General features: G+C 32.5%; 24 protein-coding genes and 1 pseudogene. 6 read left to right on the top strand and 19 right to left on the bottom strand.

Going from position 1 to position 20,349, the window contains the following annotated elements; genetic code table 11:
* Positions 1 to 169 precede the first annotated feature (169 nt).
* From AC0ONG_RS12880 to AC0ONG_RS12890, 3 genes are all read right to left on the bottom strand, one after another.
* Positions 170 to 622: a spore coat protein gene (locus tag AC0ONG_RS12880; RefSeq protein ID WP_000361676.1), complete on the bottom strand. Its 453-nt coding sequence runs from the start codon at positions 620 to 622 to the stop codon at positions 170 to 172.
* Between the two features lie 14 nt (positions 623 to 636).
* Complete coding sequence (locus AC0ONG_RS12885) at positions 637 to 837, bottom strand: spore coat protein W (RefSeq protein ID WP_000342253.1); 201 nt, start codon at positions 835 to 837, stop codon at positions 637 to 639.
* Between the two features lie 366 nt (positions 838 to 1,203).
* A complete protein-coding gene (locus AC0ONG_RS12890) occupies positions 1,204 to 1,752 on the bottom strand; it encodes a spore coat protein (RefSeq protein WP_000332789.1) in 549 nt (182 codons plus the stop codon).
* Positions 1,753 to 2,406: 654 nt separating this feature from the next.
* Here AC0ONG_RS12890 and AC0ONG_RS12895 point away from each other — a divergent pair.
* Positions 2,407 to 2,838: a GNAT family N-acetyltransferase gene (locus AC0ONG_RS12895; RefSeq protein WP_000027167.1), complete on the top strand. Its 432-nt coding sequence runs from the start codon at positions 2,407 to 2,409 to the stop codon at positions 2,836 to 2,838.
* A gap of 352 nt (positions 2,839 to 3,190) precedes the next feature.
* Here the strand turns inward: AC0ONG_RS12895 and AC0ONG_RS12900 are convergent, their stop codons facing one another.
* The gene (locus AC0ONG_RS12900; RefSeq protein WP_000581062.1) at positions 3,191 to 3,961 is read right to left on the bottom strand and encodes a GNAT family N-acetyltransferase; all 771 of its coding nucleotides are present in this window, start codon (positions 3,959 to 3,961) and stop codon (positions 3,191 to 3,193) included.
* A 256-nt stretch (positions 3,962 to 4,217) separates the two neighbouring features.
* The gene (locus tag AC0ONG_RS12905) at positions 4,218 to 4,997 is read right to left on the bottom strand and encodes a BC_2878 family exosporium-associated protein (RefSeq protein ID WP_000340383.1); all 780 of its coding nucleotides are present in this window, start codon (positions 4,995 to 4,997) and stop codon (positions 4,218 to 4,220) included.
* A gap of 252 nt (positions 4,998 to 5,249) precedes the next feature.
* On the opposite strand from AC0ONG_RS12905, the gene AC0ONG_RS12910 reads away from it, so the two are divergent.
* The gene (locus tag AC0ONG_RS12910; protein WP_001062742.1) at positions 5,250 to 5,570 is read left to right on the top strand and encodes a hypothetical protein; all 321 of its coding nucleotides are present in this window, start codon (positions 5,250 to 5,252) and stop codon (positions 5,568 to 5,570) included.
* A gap of 54 nt (positions 5,571 to 5,624) precedes the next feature.
* On the opposite strand, the gene AC0ONG_RS12915 is transcribed toward AC0ONG_RS12910, so the two are convergent.
* The 5 genes from AC0ONG_RS12915 to AC0ONG_RS12935 all read right to left on the bottom strand — a co-directional run bounded on the left by AC0ONG_RS12915 (position 5,625) and on the right by AC0ONG_RS12935 (position 11,153).
* Positions 5,625 to 7,160 carry an MDR family MFS transporter gene (locus tag AC0ONG_RS12915; RefSeq protein ID WP_000229633.1) on the bottom strand — a complete coding sequence of 512 codons (1,536 nt, stop codon included), beginning with the start codon at positions 7,158 to 7,160 and terminating at the stop codon, positions 5,625 to 5,627.
* A 23-nt stretch (positions 7,161 to 7,183) separates the two neighbouring features.
* Complete coding sequence (locus tag AC0ONG_RS12920; protein ID WP_000401029.1) at positions 7,184 to 7,891, bottom strand: hypothetical protein; 708 nt, start codon at positions 7,889 to 7,891, stop codon at positions 7,184 to 7,186.
* A gap of 18 nt (positions 7,892 to 7,909) precedes the next feature.
* The gene (locus AC0ONG_RS12925; protein WP_001258382.1) at positions 7,910 to 8,620 is read right to left on the bottom strand and encodes a bactofilin family protein; all 711 of its coding nucleotides are present in this window, start codon (positions 8,618 to 8,620) and stop codon (positions 7,910 to 7,912) included.
* Positions 8,621 to 8,633: 13 nt separating this feature from the next.
* On the bottom strand, positions 8,634 to 9,257 hold the full coding sequence (locus tag AC0ONG_RS12930) for a YhbD family protein (protein WP_000102234.1): 624 nt from the start codon (positions 9,255 to 9,257) through the stop codon (positions 8,634 to 8,636).
* 159 nt (positions 9,258 to 9,416) lie between these two features.
* On the bottom strand, positions 9,417 to 11,153 hold the full coding sequence (locus tag AC0ONG_RS12935; RefSeq protein ID WP_044782803.1) for an ABC transporter substrate-binding protein: 1,737 nt from the start codon (positions 11,151 to 11,153) through the stop codon (positions 9,417 to 9,419).
* Between the two features lie 101 nt (positions 11,154 to 11,254).
* On the opposite strand from AC0ONG_RS12935, the gene AC0ONG_RS12940 reads away from it, so the two are divergent.
* A complete protein-coding gene (locus tag AC0ONG_RS12940) occupies positions 11,255 to 12,469 on the top strand; it encodes an MDR family MFS transporter (RefSeq protein WP_001108449.1) in 1,215 nt (404 codons plus the stop codon).
* Positions 12,470 to 12,622: 153 nt separating this feature from the next.
* Here the strand turns inward: AC0ONG_RS12940 and AC0ONG_RS12945 are convergent, their stop codons facing one another.
* The 9 genes and pseudogenes from AC0ONG_RS12945 to AC0ONG_RS12985 all read right to left on the bottom strand — a co-directional run bounded on the left by AC0ONG_RS12945 (position 12,623) and on the right by AC0ONG_RS12985 (position 17,582).
* Complete coding sequence (locus AC0ONG_RS12945) at positions 12,623 to 13,294, bottom strand: YjgB family protein (RefSeq protein ID WP_041487904.1); 672 nt, start codon at positions 13,292 to 13,294, stop codon at positions 12,623 to 12,625.
* Positions 13,295 to 13,317: 23 nt separating this feature from the next.
* Positions 13,318 to 13,488: pseudogene (locus AC0ONG_RS12950) on the bottom strand (aminopeptidase); the annotation flags it as partial.
* A 140-nt stretch (positions 13,489 to 13,628) separates the two neighbouring features.
* Positions 13,629 to 13,775 (bottom strand): hypothetical protein, encoded by a 147-nt coding sequence (locus AC0ONG_RS12955; protein ID WP_000959552.1) that lies wholly within the window; start codon positions 13,773 to 13,775, stop codon positions 13,629 to 13,631.
* A gap of 260 nt (positions 13,776 to 14,035) precedes the next feature.
* Positions 14,036 to 14,431 (bottom strand): hypothetical protein, encoded by a 396-nt coding sequence (locus AC0ONG_RS12960; protein ID WP_000834883.1) that lies wholly within the window; start codon positions 14,429 to 14,431, stop codon positions 14,036 to 14,038.
* 79 nt (positions 14,432 to 14,510) lie between these two features.
* Complete coding sequence (locus AC0ONG_RS12965) at positions 14,511 to 14,753, bottom strand: GlsB/YeaQ/YmgE family stress response membrane protein (RefSeq protein WP_000638310.1); 243 nt, start codon at positions 14,751 to 14,753, stop codon at positions 14,511 to 14,513.
* Positions 14,754 to 14,931: 178 nt separating this feature from the next.
* Positions 14,932 to 15,897, bottom strand: coding sequence for a nucleoside hydrolase (locus AC0ONG_RS12970; RefSeq protein WP_001223689.1), 966 nt, complete (start codon positions 15,895 to 15,897; stop codon positions 14,932 to 14,934).
* Positions 15,898 to 15,974: 77 nt separating this feature from the next.
* A complete protein-coding gene (locus AC0ONG_RS12975) occupies positions 15,975 to 16,163 on the bottom strand; it encodes a DUF3970 family protein (RefSeq protein ID WP_136996951.1) in 189 nt (62 codons plus the stop codon).
* 69 nt (positions 16,164 to 16,232) lie between these two features.
* Positions 16,233 to 17,018, bottom strand: coding sequence for a class I SAM-dependent methyltransferase (locus tag AC0ONG_RS12980; protein WP_000031314.1), 786 nt, complete (start codon positions 17,016 to 17,018; stop codon positions 16,233 to 16,235).
* Positions 17,019 to 17,213: 195 nt separating this feature from the next.
* A complete protein-coding gene (locus tag AC0ONG_RS12985; protein ID WP_000071474.1) occupies positions 17,214 to 17,582 on the bottom strand; it encodes a hypothetical protein in 369 nt (122 codons plus the stop codon).
* Between the two features lie 476 nt (positions 17,583 to 18,058).
* Here AC0ONG_RS12985 and AC0ONG_RS12990 point away from each other — a divergent pair, with 476 nt between their 5' ends.
* The 3 genes from AC0ONG_RS12990 (at position 18,059) to AC0ONG_RS13000 (ending at position 20,313) form a co-directional block, all read left to right on the top strand.
* A complete protein-coding gene (locus tag AC0ONG_RS12990) occupies positions 18,059 to 18,211 on the top strand; it encodes a YqbF domain-containing protein (RefSeq protein WP_074789873.1) in 153 nt (50 codons plus the stop codon).
* Positions 18,212 to 18,416: 205 nt separating this feature from the next.
* Positions 18,417 to 18,815 (top strand): exosporium protein ExsC, encoded by a 399-nt coding sequence (gene exsC, locus AC0ONG_RS12995; RefSeq protein ID WP_223266670.1) that lies wholly within the window; start codon positions 18,417 to 18,419, stop codon positions 18,813 to 18,815.
* A 295-nt stretch (positions 18,816 to 19,110) separates the two neighbouring features.
* The gene (locus tag AC0ONG_RS13000) at positions 19,111 to 20,313 is read left to right on the top strand and encodes an MFS transporter (RefSeq protein ID WP_000269263.1); all 1,203 of its coding nucleotides are present in this window, start codon (positions 19,111 to 19,113) and stop codon (positions 20,311 to 20,313) included.
* The last annotated feature ends 36 nt before the right edge of the window (positions 20,314 to 20,349 follow it).

The raw sequence follows: 20,349 nt of genomic DNA on the forward strand, positions 1-20,349 counted from the left end.
AAGCCACATCCAATAAAGGAAATGGCTTTTAAATTTCCATAAAACAACCAAACTTTATTTCCCATCACATTGTTCTCATTATTATTTTGGCGATGTTAATGATTAATATTTATAGCCTGTACTATATTCACCTGTAAGAATCACTATATAAAAAAACAGGTTAAACATTTTATAAAATATTTAATTTTACTAGTAAAGCTAATAAAATTTGGAGAAGAATTTGAACATTTACTGCTATGTCTGTATCCGTAGTCGTAACTGTAACATTTCTAGAATTTCTAATAACAGTTTCTTGTTTATTAATTTGTTTAATAGATGATTTTTGAAACAATTCTTGTGCTACACGGTCAGCTTTTTCACTATCTGCTATAGAAATACTTATTATAACCACGATAGCTGCTTGTAATGCTGCTTGAATAGATAAAGCAGCTTTTGTATCTGTAGTAGTAACTTCTACATCTGCTGAATCTACAATTGTAATAGATTCTTCAGAAATTTGATACGTTTTACTTTCTTGCGCAGCTGCTTCTGAAACGCTAGCATTTTTAAAAGATGGATGAGGATTTGAGGAATCTAATGCACTCCACTTTTTATTTTCATCTGAATGACATGTTTTGTCCATGCGTTCACCCCCTTTCAATCTAAATAATTATTAACTTGTGATTGTATTTCAGAAACAATACTTTTAATTTGCTGCTTTTTTTCTGGTGATAAATTTTTTAGTTTTTCTTCATTTATCCCATGCCTATTAAAAATATCTGAGAGTAAAAGGTCTATAATTATATTCTTTTGATCCTTATCAAACTTAAAGGAAGAAAATTTATTTAAATCATCCATTTACAATGTTCACTCCTATCAGTTTTCTATAAAAATTTCAAATAACTACCAGCATTATATGTATTTAAATAAAAATTGCTTGGACAAGTAACTTAATCTTTTATTTTTACTTTTTTTTACTAATAAAATCAAAAAGCTGTCTTCTAATACGAAGACAGCCCTCCTTTACTTCACATATATAAGTTTTATTCACTGTTAAATAATAAGTTCACCTTTGTTATTGTGTAGTTTTCCACACTTAATTTCCCATCAATCTTGAATATTAATTCGGTCATAATGAGAAGTCCAAGCTTGTACCACATATTACAACAAAAAATATTTACTTAGAGTGAACCCTTGTGGCTAAATATAAATGGGATAGACACTTTATAAAATGTTTAGTTTAACTAGTAACGCTAATAAAATTTGAAGGAGAATTTGAATATTCACTGCAATATCTGTATCAGTAGTTGTTACGGTTACGTTTCTGGAATTTTTAATAAATGTTTTTTGTCTATTAATTTGTTTAATAGATGATTTTTGAAATAATTCTTGTGTTATTTTATCTGCCTTTTCACTATCTGCTATAGAAATACTTACTACAACTACGATAGCTGCTTGTAATGCCGCTTGGATAGATAGCGCAGCTTTTGTATCTGTAGTAGTAACTTGTACATCTGCTGAATCTACTATTTCAATATATTCCTCAGAAACTTGATCGATTTCATCTGTTTGTATAGCTTCTTCTAAAAAATTTGCATTTTTACTATATGAATAAGAATTTACTGATTCGGAATCCTGATTTATTGGCTCAGAAACCTGTTTTTTTGGTTCACAATCCTTTTTTATTGGCTCAGAATCCACTTTTTTTCGTTCAGAATCCCGATTTAATGGATCCCGGTTTTTCTTTCGTCTACAAACTTCACAATCACACATAAAATCACCCCTTTTAAACTAAAAAATTAGCAATATTAAAATATTGGCTAACTACTAGCATTTTATGTATTTTTTAATAATTTGTTTGGACAAGTAACTTGAATTTATATTTTACTTCTAATTTTTTTTTGTAATAACAAAAAATAGCCTTCTAACAAGAAGACAACCATCTTTTATTTCACATTTATATAAAAGACCCATACTTAAATACACTTAACTTCATATGATATTTTTAGAATGAGTAGTCGTTACTGAAGGGCACTTTTCGAAGTGCTCTTATATTTAATCCCCCCTTTTTCAGGAGGATTTTTTTACTAAACTCTAATACAATTTGCATCAACTAGGCTGGCGATTATCACATTTCCTTAAGAGATTCAATTAATACAGTAACTACTAATTAAAATAACGCTATGATCCCTATACACTTAAACAATATTGCGTTACCGAACGTATGAACTAATTTTTATTTTGACTATGTAACACTAAATTCACAACATTATTATCCTATATTTGGTGAAGCCTACATTTCAATGCCAGCAACCCCACACTTTTAATTAATAACTTAAACAAATGTGCTATCTCAAGGTTCCTTTGATATAGTATCTTATGTTCTATATAATGAAGAGAGCGCTAGTATTCGGAAGGAGGATGTATATGAGTATTCAACTAGCTACATCTAACGATTTAAAATGGATTAATAGTCAATATGAATCAATAGGATTTGTACGAAGTGATTTAAAGAGAGATAAAGTTGCAATTATTACATATAACAACGAGTATGCAGGTGTTGGACGATTAGTCCAAATAGATGCAGATACTATAGAAATGGGCGGGATTTTTATTCTCCCTAAATTTAGAGGGCTACAATTAGCTGGTGAGCTTGTTTCATTTTTAGTAGAAACTGTAAAAAAATCACAAATACAAGATGTATATTGTCTTCCTTTTGAGGAATTAGAAAACTTTTATAAGAAATATGGCTATACTGAAGTCGATACTACGAAAGAAGCAGTCCATCCAATTATTCTAAAAAAATATAATTGGTGTTTGGAGAACTACGATAAACACGTTCTACTATTTAAATTGTAAATATAATAAAAAGTATATTCTCAATCGTTTTTCTATCAGTACTCCTAATCGGAGCCTAAGGATTAATCAAAGATATTTTATCTCTCCTTTTATAAATGGCTGATTAAAACTCAATGTTCCGTCAATACTATAGGTAACATGATTGTATTTCTCCATTCTCCCTTGGAGAGGAGCAGTTAGCTTTTGCTAGCTGCTCTTTTATTTTTTCAAAAAGTCACATAAATATCTTTAATTCCAAACATTCAAAAGATAAAATGTGATAAGATTGTTATGAAGATATTTACCAACTAATAAATGCGCCCTAGACTTACGTACTAGGGCGTATTTATTTTTTAGTATGTAATTCCTTCACTCATCTATTATCCACAAAATAAGTATCATACGCTTTATCAAAAACATATCCTAACTTTTCTGCTAGGTTAGCAGATGTAGTATTCGCTGCGTCCCAGTTTGGATACTTTCCATTTTCTAAGCAATCCAATATAAGAGCTGCACTAACTACAGTTGCCAAACCTTTTCTTCTATGATTGTGATCAGTCGCAACTTCAATTTCAATTCCATCATTATAAATACTATACGAGGATGCACCACATACAACTTCTCCGTTATATAAAATGCTATAACCTATACCACGGTTTATATAATCTTCTACCGACTGAAATTGACTTATAAAATCTTCAGAGATTTTATGTAATGTAGGGCTATTTGCGATATGCTCATCTATTCTTTTTAACTCATATCCTTTTGGAAGTATTGATATAAAAGACTGTAATTTTGAACGATTAAAACCTTCTGAATTTCGTTTGAACTTATAGCGTAAAAACTTATCTATTTTTCTTTCATGGAATGTTTCTAAGCGTTGTTTCCACTCTTCACTATTTACGATAACTAAAATTCTTTCAGGAATATTACGTAATAACTCTTCTGTTTCTTGCACATTTGGGTCTCCAGCGTAAAATGTGAAAATTCCTACCGTAACTTGTGCTACTGTTGGATTTTCAAGATCATTTACCCAAGCAGTCCCCATATGCCCTTGTAAATAAGAAAGTAAAATAACGTTATTGAAATCATCAAACATAGAAACTAGTTTTTTTCTTGTATGTATATTCGCTTCATGTATCATTTACATTCCCGCCTTCTATAAAATCAATCTTATTCTAAATCTTTTAGAATAAACTTATATAATTTTTCAATCAACCATTTACCATATAAGAAAACACCTATTAAACTAAATTTTTATATAATTATAAATCATTCACAAATATAAAATTATTATAACATCTAATAAAAAAAGAGTATCTCACTTTTTAAACTTTAGAATATACATCGTGTATGTATAAACCCTCAACATAATGTATGAGGATTTATCAAAAAATGCGTTATAACTCCTTCTTAGAAATAAAAGATTCCATTTCACCATTTTTATATACTTTAGTCAATTTAACAACTGACTTGTACGTGTTAACGTCATCCTTTATCATTTTTTTCAGCTCTTCTATTTCGATATTACTAGTTCCACTCTCTACCTTTAAACAATTTGAAATGTTTAAGTATCCACTAGATGCGAAAAGAATAACGAATGTAATATCAGGAAAATTAATGAACAGCATTCCAAACTTCAAAGGGTTCGCAGCAGTATCCGATAAAACTAATCGAAAATCTAACAGTTCAGGTACTTGAACAAAATCCTTAGAAACAATCGCTTCACCTACAATTGCAACTTGCTTTACTACATTCCCAAGTTCATCTGTAAATTCAGTACATATAGGTGCATCAATTGTTTTCGCTTGTAAACATAAATTTAATTCTGGATTATGAAAATCAAAAAAGATTGTACTCCCCTCTGTTAAACATTGCGGGCACACATTTCCTAGCAAGCTAAAGTCCTCTTCAATATATTTAACTTTCGATTTGCAACTACAAACTTTTCCTATTCGGATTGCATCAATTTTTGAGCAATCTACAAAAATAACCTCACTGTCTTCTTGTACGAATGATACAATCCCTTTCATCGCATTAAATGAAAGAAAATAAGATACAACGATTTCGTTTCCTACTATTACAATACTTTCAACTTTAGTATACGGTTCTAGACTTTGTAAAAATTCACATATACTATTTTGGCAACATCCACAATCACGTTTCGGCTCACAATCCACTTACACTCCATCCCTTCTCTATATAGAATAGCTAATACATATATATGAAAGGAAAACAAAAAAGCTTGGACAATATAACTTTAACGTAGGAATATCGTTACCTATTCATAATATTAGTACGGGAATTACACCAATAATGAGTAATAACACATAATTTTTACTATAAATACATATAACAATTTCATCTTTCATGAAAAAAACGTTATAATGAAGTGTAGCCTCTACGATTACGTTATAAAGGAGATTAAAACAATGGCTAAAATTAAAGTATACCAAGTAAAAGAAGAAAATATGGAAGCAGTAAAAAACATCATTGATGTTGAGGAACAAAACCCAACTGCTGAAAACTTACAAAATCTATATGCATGTGTATTAGAAACTGAAGATATGGCATTGCCTGAATCATACATTGAAGAAGATATCTTAATCGATTCTATGGAAGTTATGGTTAACGCTTCTCAAAGCAAAGTAAGAGACTTAGGTGCATACGATGTAATTGAAGTTCAAAACAAAGGTAAGAAAACACAAATTTTATTACTTGCAGACGAAGAATACGAAATTATTGAAGGCTAATCTAACACCATACATACGAAAAAGCTCCTTTCCAATTGGAAAGGAGCTTTTTCATTACGCTTTTGATGTTTCACTTTTTTTATTTGTTTGTTCTTTCTTAATTACCATGCGCTCATTTCCCATAAAGAAAATGAATATGAATGCTAATCCAGCTGGTACCAATGCCCACATGAATGTTTGAACAATTGAACTAGAAAGAGCATCAATAATCTTATCTAATATTTGCGGAGGGATTTGAGATCTTGCCGATTCTGATAAAATGGCTCTTGAATCCCCTAATGTGTTTGTATTCATTCCCCCGCTCATGCCTTTAAATGCTTCTTCTAATTGATCTTGGAAACCTGTTCTTTGGATCATTCCGAAGATTGTAATACCAAGTGTCATACCTAATGAACGAATGAAATTACTCGTCGAAGTCGCAGATCCGCGCTGTTCCATACCGAAGTTGTGAATAGCTGCCATACTTAGTACAGAGAATGAGAAGCCGACTCCAAATCCGATAATAATCATATACACTGTTAATAATACACGACTTGTTTCTGGCGTTAATGTGCTTAATAAAAATAGTCCAATTAGCATAATAACCGCAGAAATGATCATAATGTTTCGGTAGCTAAGCTTTGTCGTTAAAAACCCACCTAACTGCGCTGTTACGACTGAGCCTAACATCATTGGTAAAAGTAATAATCCCGAGTTTGTTGCAGTGCCACCGTATACACCTTGAATGAATAATGGAATGTATACAGTTGCTGACATAAACGCAGCTCCGTAACATAAAGCAATAATTGTACTCATTCCGAACAAACGTTGTTTAAACATCTCAAATGAAATGATCGGTTCTTCTACTTTACGTTCAATAAAAATGAATGCAATAATTAAAATAGCGAATCCACCAAATAAACTTAAAATAAAGTTAGAATCCCAATCATACTTTTGTCCGCCAAGTTCAAGCGCAAACATTAAAGAAACTACTGCTCCAACTAAAGTAATTGCGCCAAACCAATCAATTTTTTGCTTTCTATGAACTCTTGACTCTTTATAAAAGAATGTAATAAAAATAAGTGCTAAAACGCCAAGCGGTAAGTTAATATAAAATACCCAGTGCCAGCTTATGTAATCTGTAATATACGCACCAAGCAACGGACCAAAAATACTTGATAAACCAAATACTGCTCCGAATAAACCACCCATTTTCCCACGCTTTTCAGGAGGGAAAATATCAAAAACGATAGTAAACGCGATCGGCACTAATGCCCCGCCGCCAATACCTTGAATGGCACGATAAATCCCTAACTGTGTAATATTTTCAGCAGTACCACAAAGTGCCGAACCAATCATAAAGACGATTAAACCGAAAATAAAGAACCTCTTTCTACCATACATATCTGATAGTTTTCCGAATATCGGCATACCTGCCATTTCTGCGACCATATAGGCAGAAACGACCCATACAAAGTTTTCAAGGCCTCCTAAATCACCAACGATTGTTCCCATCGCTGTAACGACAATGGTATTATCCATTGATGCCATTAAAATACCTAGCAATAAGCCCGCTACAACAAAGCCGAGCTTATTATTCTTCTCAACCATAACCTTGCTCTCCCTCATACTACTTATATTTGTTTATGTTCTTTTACGACTGCATTACTTTTTTGGTTAAAACTAGTATGATATTCTACAATACTAATTTCACATCCAGGACCAATTGTAACGTTGTTTCCTCTTACAACTTCAGCAATCGTATGTTCTAAATAGATATCATCTCCTTCAATGATAGATGTTTGGAGGCTTCCAGCATGATTGGTAAATGGAATAAATCTCACTTTTTTACGAACGGTAATCTTCTGACCACCAATTTCTCTTACTTTGCTACCTTCATAACGAAGTGAAATTTCAATATTTTCAGCATTAAGTAATCCATCACTTTCAAGGCCACCAGTTAGTGATAGTTCTTCAACTTCAATATCTCCTTTTACATTTAAAGCGCCTTTCACATCTACGAAATCACCAGTTAATTTCCCCTTAACTTCTATCATACCTCTTACTTTTATTTTTTCAATATGAGCATCACTATGCATTTGTGTATTTCCGTATACTTTTACAGATTCCGCATCTACATTTCCTTGTACTTCACTATCTCCATACACGACATAACTTTTCACTTTCATATTACCGCACACTTCACTCGTGCCGTACGTTTTAAATTCATTACAGCTCATATCATTAGAAATCGTTCCTTCACCGCGAATCTTTACTTTATTATAATCTCCGCCCGCTGAACTACCAGAACCATTAACAGTAAGACTGTGTTGATGTTCCATATCATTTTCTCCCTTCCATTAAATCTGCTTAATTTCTTTTACATTTGCGCTTTTATCAACAGTAAGAACACCCGTATATTCGATTAGTTCAATCTCACAGTTCGGTCCTACCGTAACATTATTTCCTCTTACCGTTCTTATGTGAGCATAATCAATATCGATATTGTCACCTTCTAATAGTTCAGCCTCTAATTGCATACCAAATACTGATTTAAACAGCCTACTAAAAGTACTTAGTCTATGCTTTACTTTAATCGTTTGACCACCAATTTCTTTCGCTCGACATGTACCGTGAATATTAATATTTATTTCATCAGCGCTTAATAATCCGCCAATTGTAAATTGTCCTTCTGAAGAAAAAGTATCCACTTCACAATTACCGTCAATTGTAGCTTGACCATTGACCTTAAATTCTTCACCAGTGACATTTCCACCTATCGTACCTTTTCCTGCAATTTTCAAACTGTTTGCCTTTACATCTTGCGTAATTGTTGCTTTCCCATCAATTCGCATCGTTTCAGCATGAACTGTGCCATCGACTTTACCAGATCCGCTAATTCGTGCACTGCTACTTTTCAAATCGCCAGTAACTGCACCGTAACCGTTACATTCAAATTGCTCACATTCAACATTTCCATTCACAGTTCCTTTTCCGTTTAATTGTACTTTATGAAACTCGCCGCCATTGGATGAACCGTAACCATTTATAATCAAATTATCTGTACGCATACTTTCTCCTCCACTACAACAATTTAGTTTTTAATGCTTCGGTATATTTCATAATCGCTTCGCGTAAAACGATTTTAGTGCCTTTTTCAAAAATTAAATCGTCCACGTTTGAAACTAATAAACATGTAGAAATCCCTAATTTTCGGACAACGATTAAATCACAAGTTTTATGTTTAATTGCTTCATAATTTTCACGTAAAACTTGCAAGACCATTTTTCCTTCTTCTAAACTAATCTCTCCCGATTGTAGTAATTCTTCTAACATGTACACATAAAGAATATCTACAAATTGAAACTCTGCTGTTTTATTCGTTTGTTCTATGAAAAATTGTAAAACTGGTTCTGATGCAATCTCCTTACGTAAAATGTCTTCCTTTGTTAAAAGAATTTCTCTCACACTCGGTGAAAACATATTCGCTAGTTCATCAAGTGATAAATCCTCTTTCATCGTTTGGATCTTATCGATGCGCTCTAATATCTTTTCTTTCGGAAAAAATGTCTCTTGACCCGTGAATGTTGACTTTCGTATAAACCAATCTTCCGGTATTAAATTTTTTCTCTTCCACCTATATAACTGTCCGTATGAAATACCAGTTAGTTCTAATAAATCTTTTTTTGAAATTAAATCTGTACTCAACTGTATAACACCCCTTCCTGATAACAATGTAACATAACACTGTTACGCTGTAAATAGACTTTTATCACAAGTAGGGTAACAATGTGTAAAACAAACCTATTCCCACATACAAAAAAGGCTCTTACACATCTTATGAAAATGCGCAAAAGCCCTTATATATCAAGATTTAAACCAAATATTATAAAAATCAATCCAACCTTGTGAATTAATCATTATACTTTGGACTTTTTCATGTGTACTTACCTCTTGTTTATTACGATATAAAGGAATAATATGAATTTGACGTAACAAAGTATCCTCAATATCGCGTAACAGTGTAACTCTTTTCTCTAATTCTTCTTGTTTAAAATAAGGAGACAACTTTTCATGAAAGTCCATGCTGCTTTGTCCATGAATAAAACTATTTTTTGTAAGAAACATATATAATAGACTATCTTCTATTCGTTCACTTATTGTGGCACTATCATGCATCATATCGGCCTTTTGTATCGTACTTACTTCCAATAGCTCTTCTATGTCAAGAAAATTATTTTCTACACGAATCCCGTACTTCACACACTCTTTTTGTATCCATTGTGCATCTTCAACATGATCTCGTCCTGTAAATGTGTAGAGTTGTAGCACTTCATTATGATAAGTACTCCTTTTAATTAAACTTTCTACATCTTCCTCAATCTCTACAATGCTTTCACCTGCTAATATTAGTTTCTGTGCCACTTCTCCACGTTCTCCGCCGAGTTCTTGAACGATTGTATAACCATGAATGATTTTATATAATGCTTTCCGAAATAACTCATCTTGCATTGGTCCTTCTTTCGTATGATTACATGTTATATATGTCACGTTCGACTCAAGCCGAGACAATTCTTTATTATGTTTTTCTTTATCTTTATACTGCGCCTTTACTAAAACATCGTATGTACTTACACCTTGTTCTACATTCCACAACTCAACACGATCTAAAAAAGGTCTTTCACGAAAATATAAAGGATGACCTTCTAAAATGAACAAATTTTCATTACTTTTATATAATTGAAAAGGCCCTGTTCCAATTAGCTCTCCTGCTTCATCTTTATTCACGATAGAACACTGTTCTGCACTTAGCATATGTAAAAACATTCGATTTTCCGTATGTAATTGAATTTCGACAACGTAGTCATCCACTGAACGAATACTTTCAACGTGTTGTAACATCCATGCGTGTGCATTATTTTCCAGCTTCATAAATCGATTCAATGAGTATATAACATCATGTGCAGTAAGTTGTTTTCCATTATGAAAGTGAACTCCTTTTCGTAAATAAAACGTCCATATTTTTTCAGCATCATTATATTCCCAGTGAAATGCAAGTCTTGGCTCTATAATGTTTGTATTACCGTCTACATACACGAGTGTATCGAATATATGTTTTACCATATGGCATTCTGAACGCATTGTAGCGTATACAGGATCTAATGTGATATCTAAATTCATTTGTACTTGCAACCGGAGTACATCTCTTCTCCCTTCAGATGTCATTTCAATCTTATGACCAAATATTGAATCCACCCAGGAGTGATATTCTTCCTTTACTAATGGAAAATGTGAGCTATAGCGTTCCACAAATATGCTCCCGCTTTTCACATCCCCTTTTTTCGTTATTTCTTTTCCTCTATCTAAAATTAAAGATATCGGGTCCTTTTGAAATATTAACTTAGAACGATTTCCTCTGCCGCGACCTGGAAACCACTTGATCCAATTTAACTCATCTAATTTTTTTATAATTAATTTACTATTACGCTCTGTACAAAATAATGTTTCAGATATATTTTGCACTGTTACTTCCAATTGTTCTCCCTCTTTTTCCCCTTTTCCATAAGCACTCCATAGTTCAATGTATTGATCTAAAATAAACATCATAATCCCCCTAAAAGGTGAAAAATACTCCCTATTGTTTCTACACTTTTTCCAATTCTTCTTTCATCTTATCATTTCAATATAGAAAGGAGGAATTAATATTGAATTATCTCTTACTTCGTTACAATAAACCTATTTTTATTAGACTGTGTGGTGAATTATTAACCAGAACGACTGAATCTATGTTAGCTATCATTATGATTATTTACGTCAATAAAATGTTAAACGGCAATGTAATAATAACTATGCTGATTTTCGGATTACAGCCACTTTCAGACATTTTATTTACACTTATTGCTGGAGGAATTACTGATAAATATGGCCGGAAAAAGATTATGTTACTCGGCTTATTGCTACAAAGTGTTGCAATCGGTAGTTTCGTTTTCGCTCAATCCGTTTTTATATTTGCACTGTTATATGTCATTAATGGCATTGGCCGTTCCTTATATATTCCGGCTCAACGTGCACAAATTGCTGATTTAACAAAAAAAGAGCAGCAAGCAGAAATTTTTGCTCTCCTACAAACGATGGGAGCAATTGGATCCGTAGTCGGCCCTTTAATCGGTGCAAGTTTTTATAATACTCACCCAGAATATTTATTTATCGTGCAAAGTGTAACCCTTACGATATATGCCGTTGTTGTTTGGACCCAGCTCCCAGAAACCGTTCCACCAATAAGTATGTCAAAACAAACAGTTGAGGCAAGTTCACCAAAGCAATTTGTTTTTAAACATTACGCCATATTCGGTCTTATGTTTTCTACACTTCCTATTAGCTTTTTTTATGCACAAACTGAGACGAATTATCGTATTTTCGCAGAACATGTATTTCTTAATCTCGTATTCATACTCGCATTTATTTCAACATGTAAAGCCATTTTGGAAATCATTCTACAAATCTTCCTCGTAAAATGGTCTGAACGATTTTCTATGGCGAAAATCATCCTTATTTCTTACGCCTGCTATACAATAGCTGCAGTTGGCTTTAGTTATTCAACGACGATATTGTCGTTATTCTTCACCTTACTCTTTTTAGTCATTGGAGAAAGTATTGCTCTAAACCATTTATTACGATTCGTTTCAGAAATTGCACCTCATGATAAACGTGGTTTATATTTTTCAATTTACGGTATACACTGGGATATATCTCGAACGTGTGGACCAGTTATTGGTGCAGTTTTATTAAGTAAGTTAAATGGAAGTATGCTGTTTTATATTTGCGCTAGTTTCTTATTAGTTGGAGGTATTGTACAAGCGTTATTTGTTCAAAATTTGGAACGAAAAAAAATCGCAAACCAGCCTACACATAATTTATAAGTTACTACTTTTTCAGTAGATCAACATTTCTTATTGGATGCATGCAAAAAAACAAAAGTGAAGTATTTCGCATATGAAATGAGACGTTCCTTGTTTACAACTAAAACACCTCACTTCATAAAGAGCGAGGTGTTTTTGAAATCACTTAATTTCTTATCCTGCCATTTTATTAATACTATCCTCTGGTGAAAACACGGAAATATGATCTACATTACCAGTCGATTTTGGAATGACAAATTTTAACTCATACTGGTTATTTACTTTGTATACATATATTTTGTCTCCACCATTCCCTTTAACTGAAGATGGTTTTCCTAACGCTTTTTCAATTTCTTGTAATGTAATCGATTTTAGTTCTGCATGATATGAGCGTACATCAAAAACTTGTGACCCTTTATTAAATCCAAAAACAACATTTTTATTTGTAAAAGTTGCGTACATTCCGTTCCCTGCTTGTTCGGTTTTATTCGCTTTCCCCCATGCTTTTTCTATTTCTTCAATATCCCCTGTATGGGCTCCAAATGGTACATTAGGTACTTTTCCTTCTTTTGCTAATTCAAACAAATCTTTAACGTGGTTAATTGATTTTTGATTAAATGTTCTATTTTTCGAATCTGGCTCAGTTGATGGTTTTGTTGTTTTTTCATTACTTGGTTTTGTTTCAAGATTTTTCTGTTCTTCTGAAGAATTACTTTGTTTATTTTTATTATTTTCCAAGGTTGGATTTGTTTCGTTTTTTTCGTCTGTCTCTTTACATGCGGCTAGCGCAAACATACATGTAAACACCAAAAATAACATAACTATTTTTAAATATATTTTCATCATTTTTACCCCCTATTGCATCTTATTTATTTCGTTAACCAACCCATTACACTACTTTTCAAATTATGTTTGTTCCAAAAAGTCAGTACTTCACTCTCTCAAAAAGCTTGTACAAAATATATTACAAAAGCTGTTTCTAAAAAGTAACCAAGTCTGTTATATCCGAAGTAACTACCTCCTGATAAACGAAACCATTTTCATCTCCTTATTTAACCCTTCTCTTCTCAATGACAATATCCTCTATCTATCACTTAAAACATGTTGTCACAACAGCTCCTTCAAACAGAAAAAAAAACAGTAGGAAGTGATTACTCTTTTCCTACTGGTTGAAATGAAATTAAATGGTAAATCTTAGCTTCTTAAAAAGTGTAGCGATAGTGTTTTTTACAGTTTCAAAATTATAAACAAACGTGTTATCTCCACTTAATGATGAAATACATGTTAAACCTGCAGCTTTAATAAAAGCTTTTACATCTACAAGCATAGAATTAGCCTCCATGAATTTAATTACAATCATTATAACAGGTGTTTTACGATGCTAACATGAAAGTAATAAATAAATTTCTATTATGAATTTATCCTGCTATTTGCCGGGCAGTAAAATCTCCACCTCAAAATTCAGCAGAAGCAAAGAAGTTAGATGGGCAGGGCTGCCCGTAAAAGCCTTATTGGTTCAACTAATAATACACCAATTCAATGTCATATAAAAAAGCTGCCCCAAAAGGACAGCTTCAAATATGTATATTATACTTCGATTGATTTACCATCTTCAACAATATGATAAAGTAAGTGCGCTAAATGATGAATTGGACCGTATTCTTCCTCTTCCTCATCTGTTTCGCCTTGGAATTCAAGATCGTTTAAGTATAGCGCTAAAAATTGATAATATAGTTTTAAATCAAATCCGTAGCACGCAGTTGGTTCTTCATGATCCCCTTCATATTGTAACATTAAGTATTGATCATTTCCTTCTGCATCTTCTGCATCAAAGAATACGAAGAAGCCAACGTTTGTATCTAAATCAAATAAATGACGAGTACCTTTTTCAGTTGCTTTATTGAAGTCCTCTTCACTTAATTTATGTACTGTTGTCGCTTTTGCATTATCTTCTTGATGGAAATTTACTGTAAATGATTTCAATGCTGACACCTCCTGATTGTATAATACTAGCATAACATATAAAAAGGACTGCTTACAAATGTAAACAGTCCTGCTACATTCATTTCCGCATTGCTCGTAGTAAAAAACTCACAATGAAAATCAAAATAACCGCACCAATTAAAGCAGGAATGATTGCAAATCCGCCTATTACAGGACCGAAACTACCAAGTAATTTCGTACCAATCCAAGAACCGATAATACCAGCAATAATATTACCAATTACACCACCTGGTACATCCCTTCCAGTAATTAAGCTTGCAAACCATCCTAATAAACCACCAACGATTAAAGACCAAATCATATAATAACCTCCTTTATATTTAACCAATCAAAATATAATTAGAAACAATTGCTTACCATTAGTTATGTGACATTTTTCATAAGTTATTCATGCTGCTCAACTATAAGACTTTTGAGAATAATACAGACTGATAAACCATTTTTCGGACTAACGATTTATCCGACTTATTATTAACACATTAAGGACAATCTGGCTTCAATATTGTTCGCATAAACTCTTCTTTAAAAGCAGGATAGTTAAAACCAACAGCAATTCTTTGAATCGGCCGACCATCAAACCTTGTTGGTTCAGCTATTTTTCTAAAGTCAGCTACACTTTGGCCCCTAGTCACATCATTTGTCGTACTAATCCACACTGCCGATTTTTTATATTCAAAAATACTATCATTTATAAACGAGACAAACGGTAGTAAATCGTGTATAGGGCTTCCACCAATACCCGGATATTCTTTTTTATAGAAGTTCTCATAATAAAAATCAATCATTGGTTTAATGAGTTTCGCCTGTCCAGTTCCTTGTTTATCTATTATATTGGCCATTTCAGGCGTAATAAGCGCGCCCTGTGTTACATTTAACGGGTATATACTAGCGTTTTTCGCATATTTCATAACAATATTTGCTGCAATTGGATCACCATAAAAATTCGCTTCAGATACTGGTGTAACATTACCTGGAAATAGGAAAGCACCGCCCATTATATAATACGAACAAATACGATCCATTATATTGGGATACAATAAAAATAACGTAGCAAGCGTCGTTAGTCTTCCTGTCGCCACAATTATAATATCTTCTGGACAAGGTTCGATTAATTTGATTAATTCACAAAAATTTTCTCGTTTACAAATTCTCATCTCAGGTGGATTAATAGGACCTAAACCGTGATCCCCATGGATTTCAGGGAAAAACAAAGGTTCTTCAGCTGTCATCGGCCTACTCGCACCTTCAATAATTTTTACATGTGTAGCATAGTACCTTTCTAAAAAATAAACATTTTCCGTAACGATTTCTCGTGATACATTCCCGTACTCTGCAACAATACCTAGAATATCTAATTTACATGTTTTATTTGCATAAATTAACGCTACGGCGTCATCAATACCAAAGTCTCCAAAAAAGATGATTTTCTTATTAACTATTCTCACCCCTCTTCAGCATAATCTACTATTATTATTATGTGAAAAAGACAAGGCGGTGAAACAGCGCAAACTAAAAAAGCCGCCTATTTATTGGCGACTTCAATCTTTTTATAAGACAAATATGCTAGTACATTTTTACTCGAATCGTATTTCGGGTTATTTCCTTTTCTCGACTCTCTCATATGTGTCTTTTCAAATCCAGGAATGTCCGGCATTTTCCCCATAAATTCAAGCATTTCTTCCTCAGTACCTTCAATGCGTACACGAATCATTATAACTATTCCTCAATTCTCAGTTTCTCTGTACTAAGTATATCGTACTTCAGAAAGACTGCAACACATTTATCTTTTTAATGTTGTACTTTTTTTACATATAAACATAGCCATTTCAGTATAGAATGAATCTACTTTATTATTTTTAAATTGAATATTAAAATATCCCTTCATTTCGTTTGGTGCTTTCATCATACATTCTGTTAATTTTTCGCGCTTTTGTACAGGGACATTCATCATATTACACCACCAGTCAAAATCAAACTTCTTATCAAAAGTAAGACATGACTGCATTTGCAAACCGTTTTTTTCTAATAAAGTAAGCCATTCTGTCTTTTTTAGAGCTCGTTCATGACTTGGGTCCCGCTTTTTTTCTATAAAATTATAAAATGTATCATATTCATTATTTTCTGGCGAAACATTATCTATTAAGATGAATAATCCATTATCCTCCAACGTACGATTTACTTCAAAAATAAATTGAGCCGGATTCGTAAAATGATGGGCTGCAATCCGGCATGTAATTGTATCAAAAAAATGGTCTGCAAATGGTAAATCCTCTGCGTTTCCTACTACAAAAGACACATTTCCATGACCATTCTGCTTTATAAAACCTTTTGCTTCTTCTAACATCTGTTCTGTTAAATCAAGTGCAACTACTTCTTCAAACATAGGTGCTAACATATTCGCAACATGTCCGCCACCAGTAGCAACATCAAGAAGACGATTATTATGGCGAGACGCAACTTGTTGAACTACATATTGTAAGTCCTGTCCTTTAGCATGTATTTTACTATTCACATACTTATCTGCATTACTGCCAAACTGTTTTTTCACAAGCTCTTCCTTACTCATTTTATCATCTTCTTTCTATTGTTATTTACATATACGATTCATATAATTATTACAATTCTCTTCATGTATTTTCAAATCCTCTTTTCATCTCACTTCTTATCAAGTTTACCTATAATCAAAATAATATAATTTTACGTTTTACTATTAAACAAAAAAGGCTACGGGAACTTGTCCCCTAACCTGACTAAATATTTACTACATTTTTATTTCTTCGTATATATCTATATAATATAAATCCTCTTTCAACTTCATAATAACATCTACTTCGTTATAAGTAGCCTCACGAGCATGTAAACCAAATTGATCCATACCAATCCATATCCACCCAGGTGTATGATATAAAACATCTAAGTTAAAATAATCTAATTTAGTAAGCTCCGATGTAATAAATTTATCTTTATTAGCGATTTGTTTATCTAGTAAACCATATTCTTTACCATTTTCAAATAGCGATATAACTTTCCCTACAATCGGATGTTCACGAACAATAAAATGATATTCCTTTTCCTCTACATTTGCCACAATCAAACGAGAAACAGATAAATCAGCCCCCGAATTCGACATATTTGTTTATTCACCTCCTTATATAGGTTTCTTCAATATAATAACAAATGAATATTCAAATTAAGTTAATATAATGTAAAAAATAAAAAGCTGACTTCCCTTTAGAAATCAACCTTTACAATTTGATCAACTTTATACTTTTACAAATTATTATAATGTTTCTTTTTCCTCATCATTTCCGGAAACTAAACTTCCTATAGCATCCGCTGTTACTTCTACTACAAATTCACAAATACCTGCTACAACTTCTCCAATTACTTCATCCATCTTTTTACCCCCTTATTTTATGCAACTTATTTGTAGTATAGAAGAAATTGGTGAATGTAAACTATCGAAAAAGGTGACATAAACCTTACAAAATTGTAAGCTCTTTCATCCCTTTACTTACTTCCTTTGAAACTCCAAGTATTTTTAGCAGACATATAGGCCATCATAATATGAAGAAAGTAATAATCTAGTGTCAGGAGGCGTTTAATATATATTATGTAAAATTAATTAAAGGTCAATCTTTCTACGCTTTTGACCATCGTTTCTTAGTGTCTGAAGAAGAAGAGGTTTCTGAGAGAATTTATAATTACTTACGACGTAATGAATTTTTTGAAGTACGTAAAGAAGAATATTCTGCTTAATTACAAAAAGCATTAAGAAAAATATCATCTTATTATGATATATTCTTGATGCTTTTATGTAAATTGCTTCTTTTCAACAATTGTTGTGGACTCTATTATAATATTCTAGTATTTGTCCAAGATAATTCATCCCTATTTCCGTATTTCAGTATATGAAGAGGTTGTGAATATGACTCATATCATTGATTATTAAGCTACTCAACCTATAAGTAAAACTGATGCAACAACTTTTGCAATCCCCTCTTCTCCAAACAAAGTAATTCTAGCAAATTTGAAATTGAGAATTTCAAGTAGAGATTCACGTAATAATCGAGTAGAATTAATAGCTACAGTTGGTGTAGAAGGTATAACTGAGATTTCACAAGTTTTATTCCGAATTTTCCTTGATAACATTGAAATTTTCAATACACAAGTAGGTATTGAATCAACAAATTCTGAACAATTTTACGTACAAACATTCCAAGCTACAGACCAAAACATTAGCAGTGGAACACACGAATATTCATTAACTGTAGAAAACCTTATTAGTAGTGCAAGTGCAGAAGTTGCTGGTCCTCTATCTTTTAGCGCTTTAGCTATTGGACAAGAGCGTAAATATTGCTAATTGAAATTAATGTTTAATTTTGTACTTTGGAAAAGCAAGACGTAGTTATACGTTCTTGCTTTTTTATATTTATCCTTACTTTCTATTAGCTTTAATCATGAATTTTTTACGTTTTGCTTCATTTATTTCATCAATTAATACATCAAATTTTTTACAAATCAAAAAGATTGAAATCCAATTATGAAACACGTAATATAGACTCTGACTCTAAAAAAGTTCGTATAAAAATACTACATAAATAAGGAGGTTTTATATACGAGTTTTTTCATTTTAAAAGACGGAGAGGTTTTATGTTATGTGGCGTAATAAAAATGTTTGGATTGTTTTAATTGGGGAGTTTATTGCAGGTCTAGGATTATGGCTTGGTATTCTTGGCAACCTTGAGTTTATGCAAAAATATGTCCCTTCTGATTTCATGAAATCAGTTATATTATTTATCGGACTATTAGCCGGTGTTCTAGTTGGCCCTATGGCCGGTCGTGTCATCGATCAGTATGAAAAGAAAAAAGTTCTTCTTTACGCTGGATTTGGTCGAGTTTTAAGTGTTATTTTCATGTTTTTCGCTATTCAATTTGAAAGTATCGCATTTATGATTGCATTTATGGTTGCTCTTCAAATTTCAGCAGCATTTTATTTCCCTGCATTACAATCTGTAATTCCACTCATCGTACGTGAGAATGAGTTATTACAAATGAACGGTGTACATATGAATGTTGGTACAATCGCTCGTATTGCAGGTACTTCACTAGGTGGAATTCTTTTAGTTGTAATGAGTTTACAGTATATGTACGCCTTTTCAATGGCAGCATACGCCTTATTATTCCTCTCGACGTTCTTCCTACAATTCGAAGACAAGAAATCAACAACACCAAGTAAACAAGCTGCAAAAGACAATAGCTTTATGGAAGTATTTCGTATTTTAAAAGGAATTCCTATTGCTTTTACAGCACTTATATTAAGTATCATCCCTCTATTATTTATAGCAGGGTTTAATTTAATGGTTATTAACATTAGCGAAATGCAACATGATCCTACGATTAAAGGGTTCATATATACAATTGAAGGTGTCGCATTTATGTTAGGTGCCTTCGTAATTAAACGTCTATCTGATCATTTCAAACCCGAAAAATTACTATATTTCTTCGCAATTTGTACTGCTTTTGCACACCTGTCATTGTTCTTTAGCGATATAAAATGGATGGCTCTTACATCATTTGGTTTGTTTGGGTTTAGTGTTGGCTGCTTCTTCCCTATTATGTCGACAATTTTCCAAACGAAAGTGGAAAAAAGTTATCACGGTCGCCTCTTCTCATTCCGTAATATGTTTGAGAGGGTTATGTTCCAAATCGTCTTACTTGGCACAGGGTTCTTCTTAGATACAATTGGGTTACAATATATGGTTCTCATCTTCGGAGTCGTTTCATTATTGATTATTTCTATTTCCCTTTCTAAGCAGAAACATTATGAAAAACAGCATTCACAATCTGCGAATTTATAAAATAAACAAAGAAGTATGGATATAATATTGAATCCA

It is taken from the genome of Bacillus sp. TCT6 (assembly GCF_056033845.1).

What these genes read in the sequence shown, in the direction of transcription:
- AC0ONG_RS12880 (WP_000361676.1), bottom strand. Translation starts at nt 622, where the DNA reads ATGGACAAAACATGTCATTCAGATGAAAATAAAAAGTGGAGTGCATTA.
- AC0ONG_RS12885 (WP_000342253.1), bottom strand. Translation starts at nt 837, where the DNA reads ATGGATGATTTAAATAAATTTTCTTCCTTTAAGTTTGATAAGGATCAA.
- AC0ONG_RS12890 (WP_000332789.1), bottom strand. Translation starts at nt 1,752, where the DNA reads ATGTGTGATTGTGAAGTTTGTAGACGAAAGAAAAACCGGGATCCATTA.
- AC0ONG_RS12895 (WP_000027167.1), top strand. Translation starts at nt 2,407, where the DNA reads ATGAGTATTCAACTAGCTACATCTAACGATTTAAAATGGATTAATAGT.
- AC0ONG_RS12900 (WP_000581062.1), bottom strand. Translation starts at nt 3,961, where the DNA reads ATGATACATGAAGCGAATATACATACAAGAAAAAAACTAGTTTCTATG.
- AC0ONG_RS12910 (WP_001062742.1), top strand. Translation starts at nt 5,250, where the DNA reads ATGGCTAAAATTAAAGTATACCAAGTAAAAGAAGAAAATATGGAAGCA.
- AC0ONG_RS12915 (WP_000229633.1), bottom strand. Translation starts at nt 7,160, where the DNA reads ATGGTTGAGAAGAATAATAAGCTCGGCTTTGTTGTAGCGGGCTTATTG.
- AC0ONG_RS12920 (WP_000401029.1), bottom strand. Translation starts at nt 7,891, where the DNA reads ATGGAACATCAACACAGTCTTACTGTTAATGGTTCTGGTAGTTCAGCG.
- AC0ONG_RS12925 (WP_001258382.1), bottom strand. Translation starts at nt 8,620, where the DNA reads ATGCGTACAGATAATTTGATTATAAATGGTTACGGTTCATCCAATGGC.
- AC0ONG_RS12935 (WP_044782803.1), bottom strand. Translation starts at nt 11,153, where the DNA reads ATGTTTATTTTAGATCAATACATTGAACTATGGAGTGCTTATGGAAAA.
- AC0ONG_RS12945 (WP_041487904.1), bottom strand. Translation starts at nt 13,294, where the DNA reads ATGATGAAAATATATTTAAAAATAGTTATGTTATTTTTGGTGTTTACA.
- AC0ONG_RS12955 (WP_000959552.1), bottom strand. Translation starts at nt 13,775, where the DNA reads ATGCTTGTAGATGTAAAAGCTTTTATTAAAGCTGCAGGTTTAACATGT.
- AC0ONG_RS12965 (WP_000638310.1), bottom strand. Translation starts at nt 14,753, where the DNA reads ATGATTTGGTCTTTAATCGTTGGTGGTTTATTAGGATGGTTTGCAAGC.
- AC0ONG_RS12975 (WP_136996951.1), bottom strand. Translation starts at nt 16,163, where the DNA reads ATGATTCGTGTACGCATTGAAGGTACTGAGGAAGAAATGCTTGAATTT.
- AC0ONG_RS12980 (WP_000031314.1), bottom strand. Translation starts at nt 17,018, where the DNA reads ATGAGTAAGGAAGAGCTTGTGAAAAAACAGTTTGGCAGTAATGCAGAT.
- AC0ONG_RS12985 (WP_000071474.1), bottom strand. Translation starts at nt 17,582, where the DNA reads ATGTCGAATTCGGGGGCTGATTTATCTGTTTCTCGTTTGATTGTGGCA.
- AC0ONG_RS13000 (WP_000269263.1), top strand. Translation starts at nt 19,111, where the DNA reads ATGTGGCGTAATAAAAATGTTTGGATTGTTTTAATTGGGGAGTTTATT.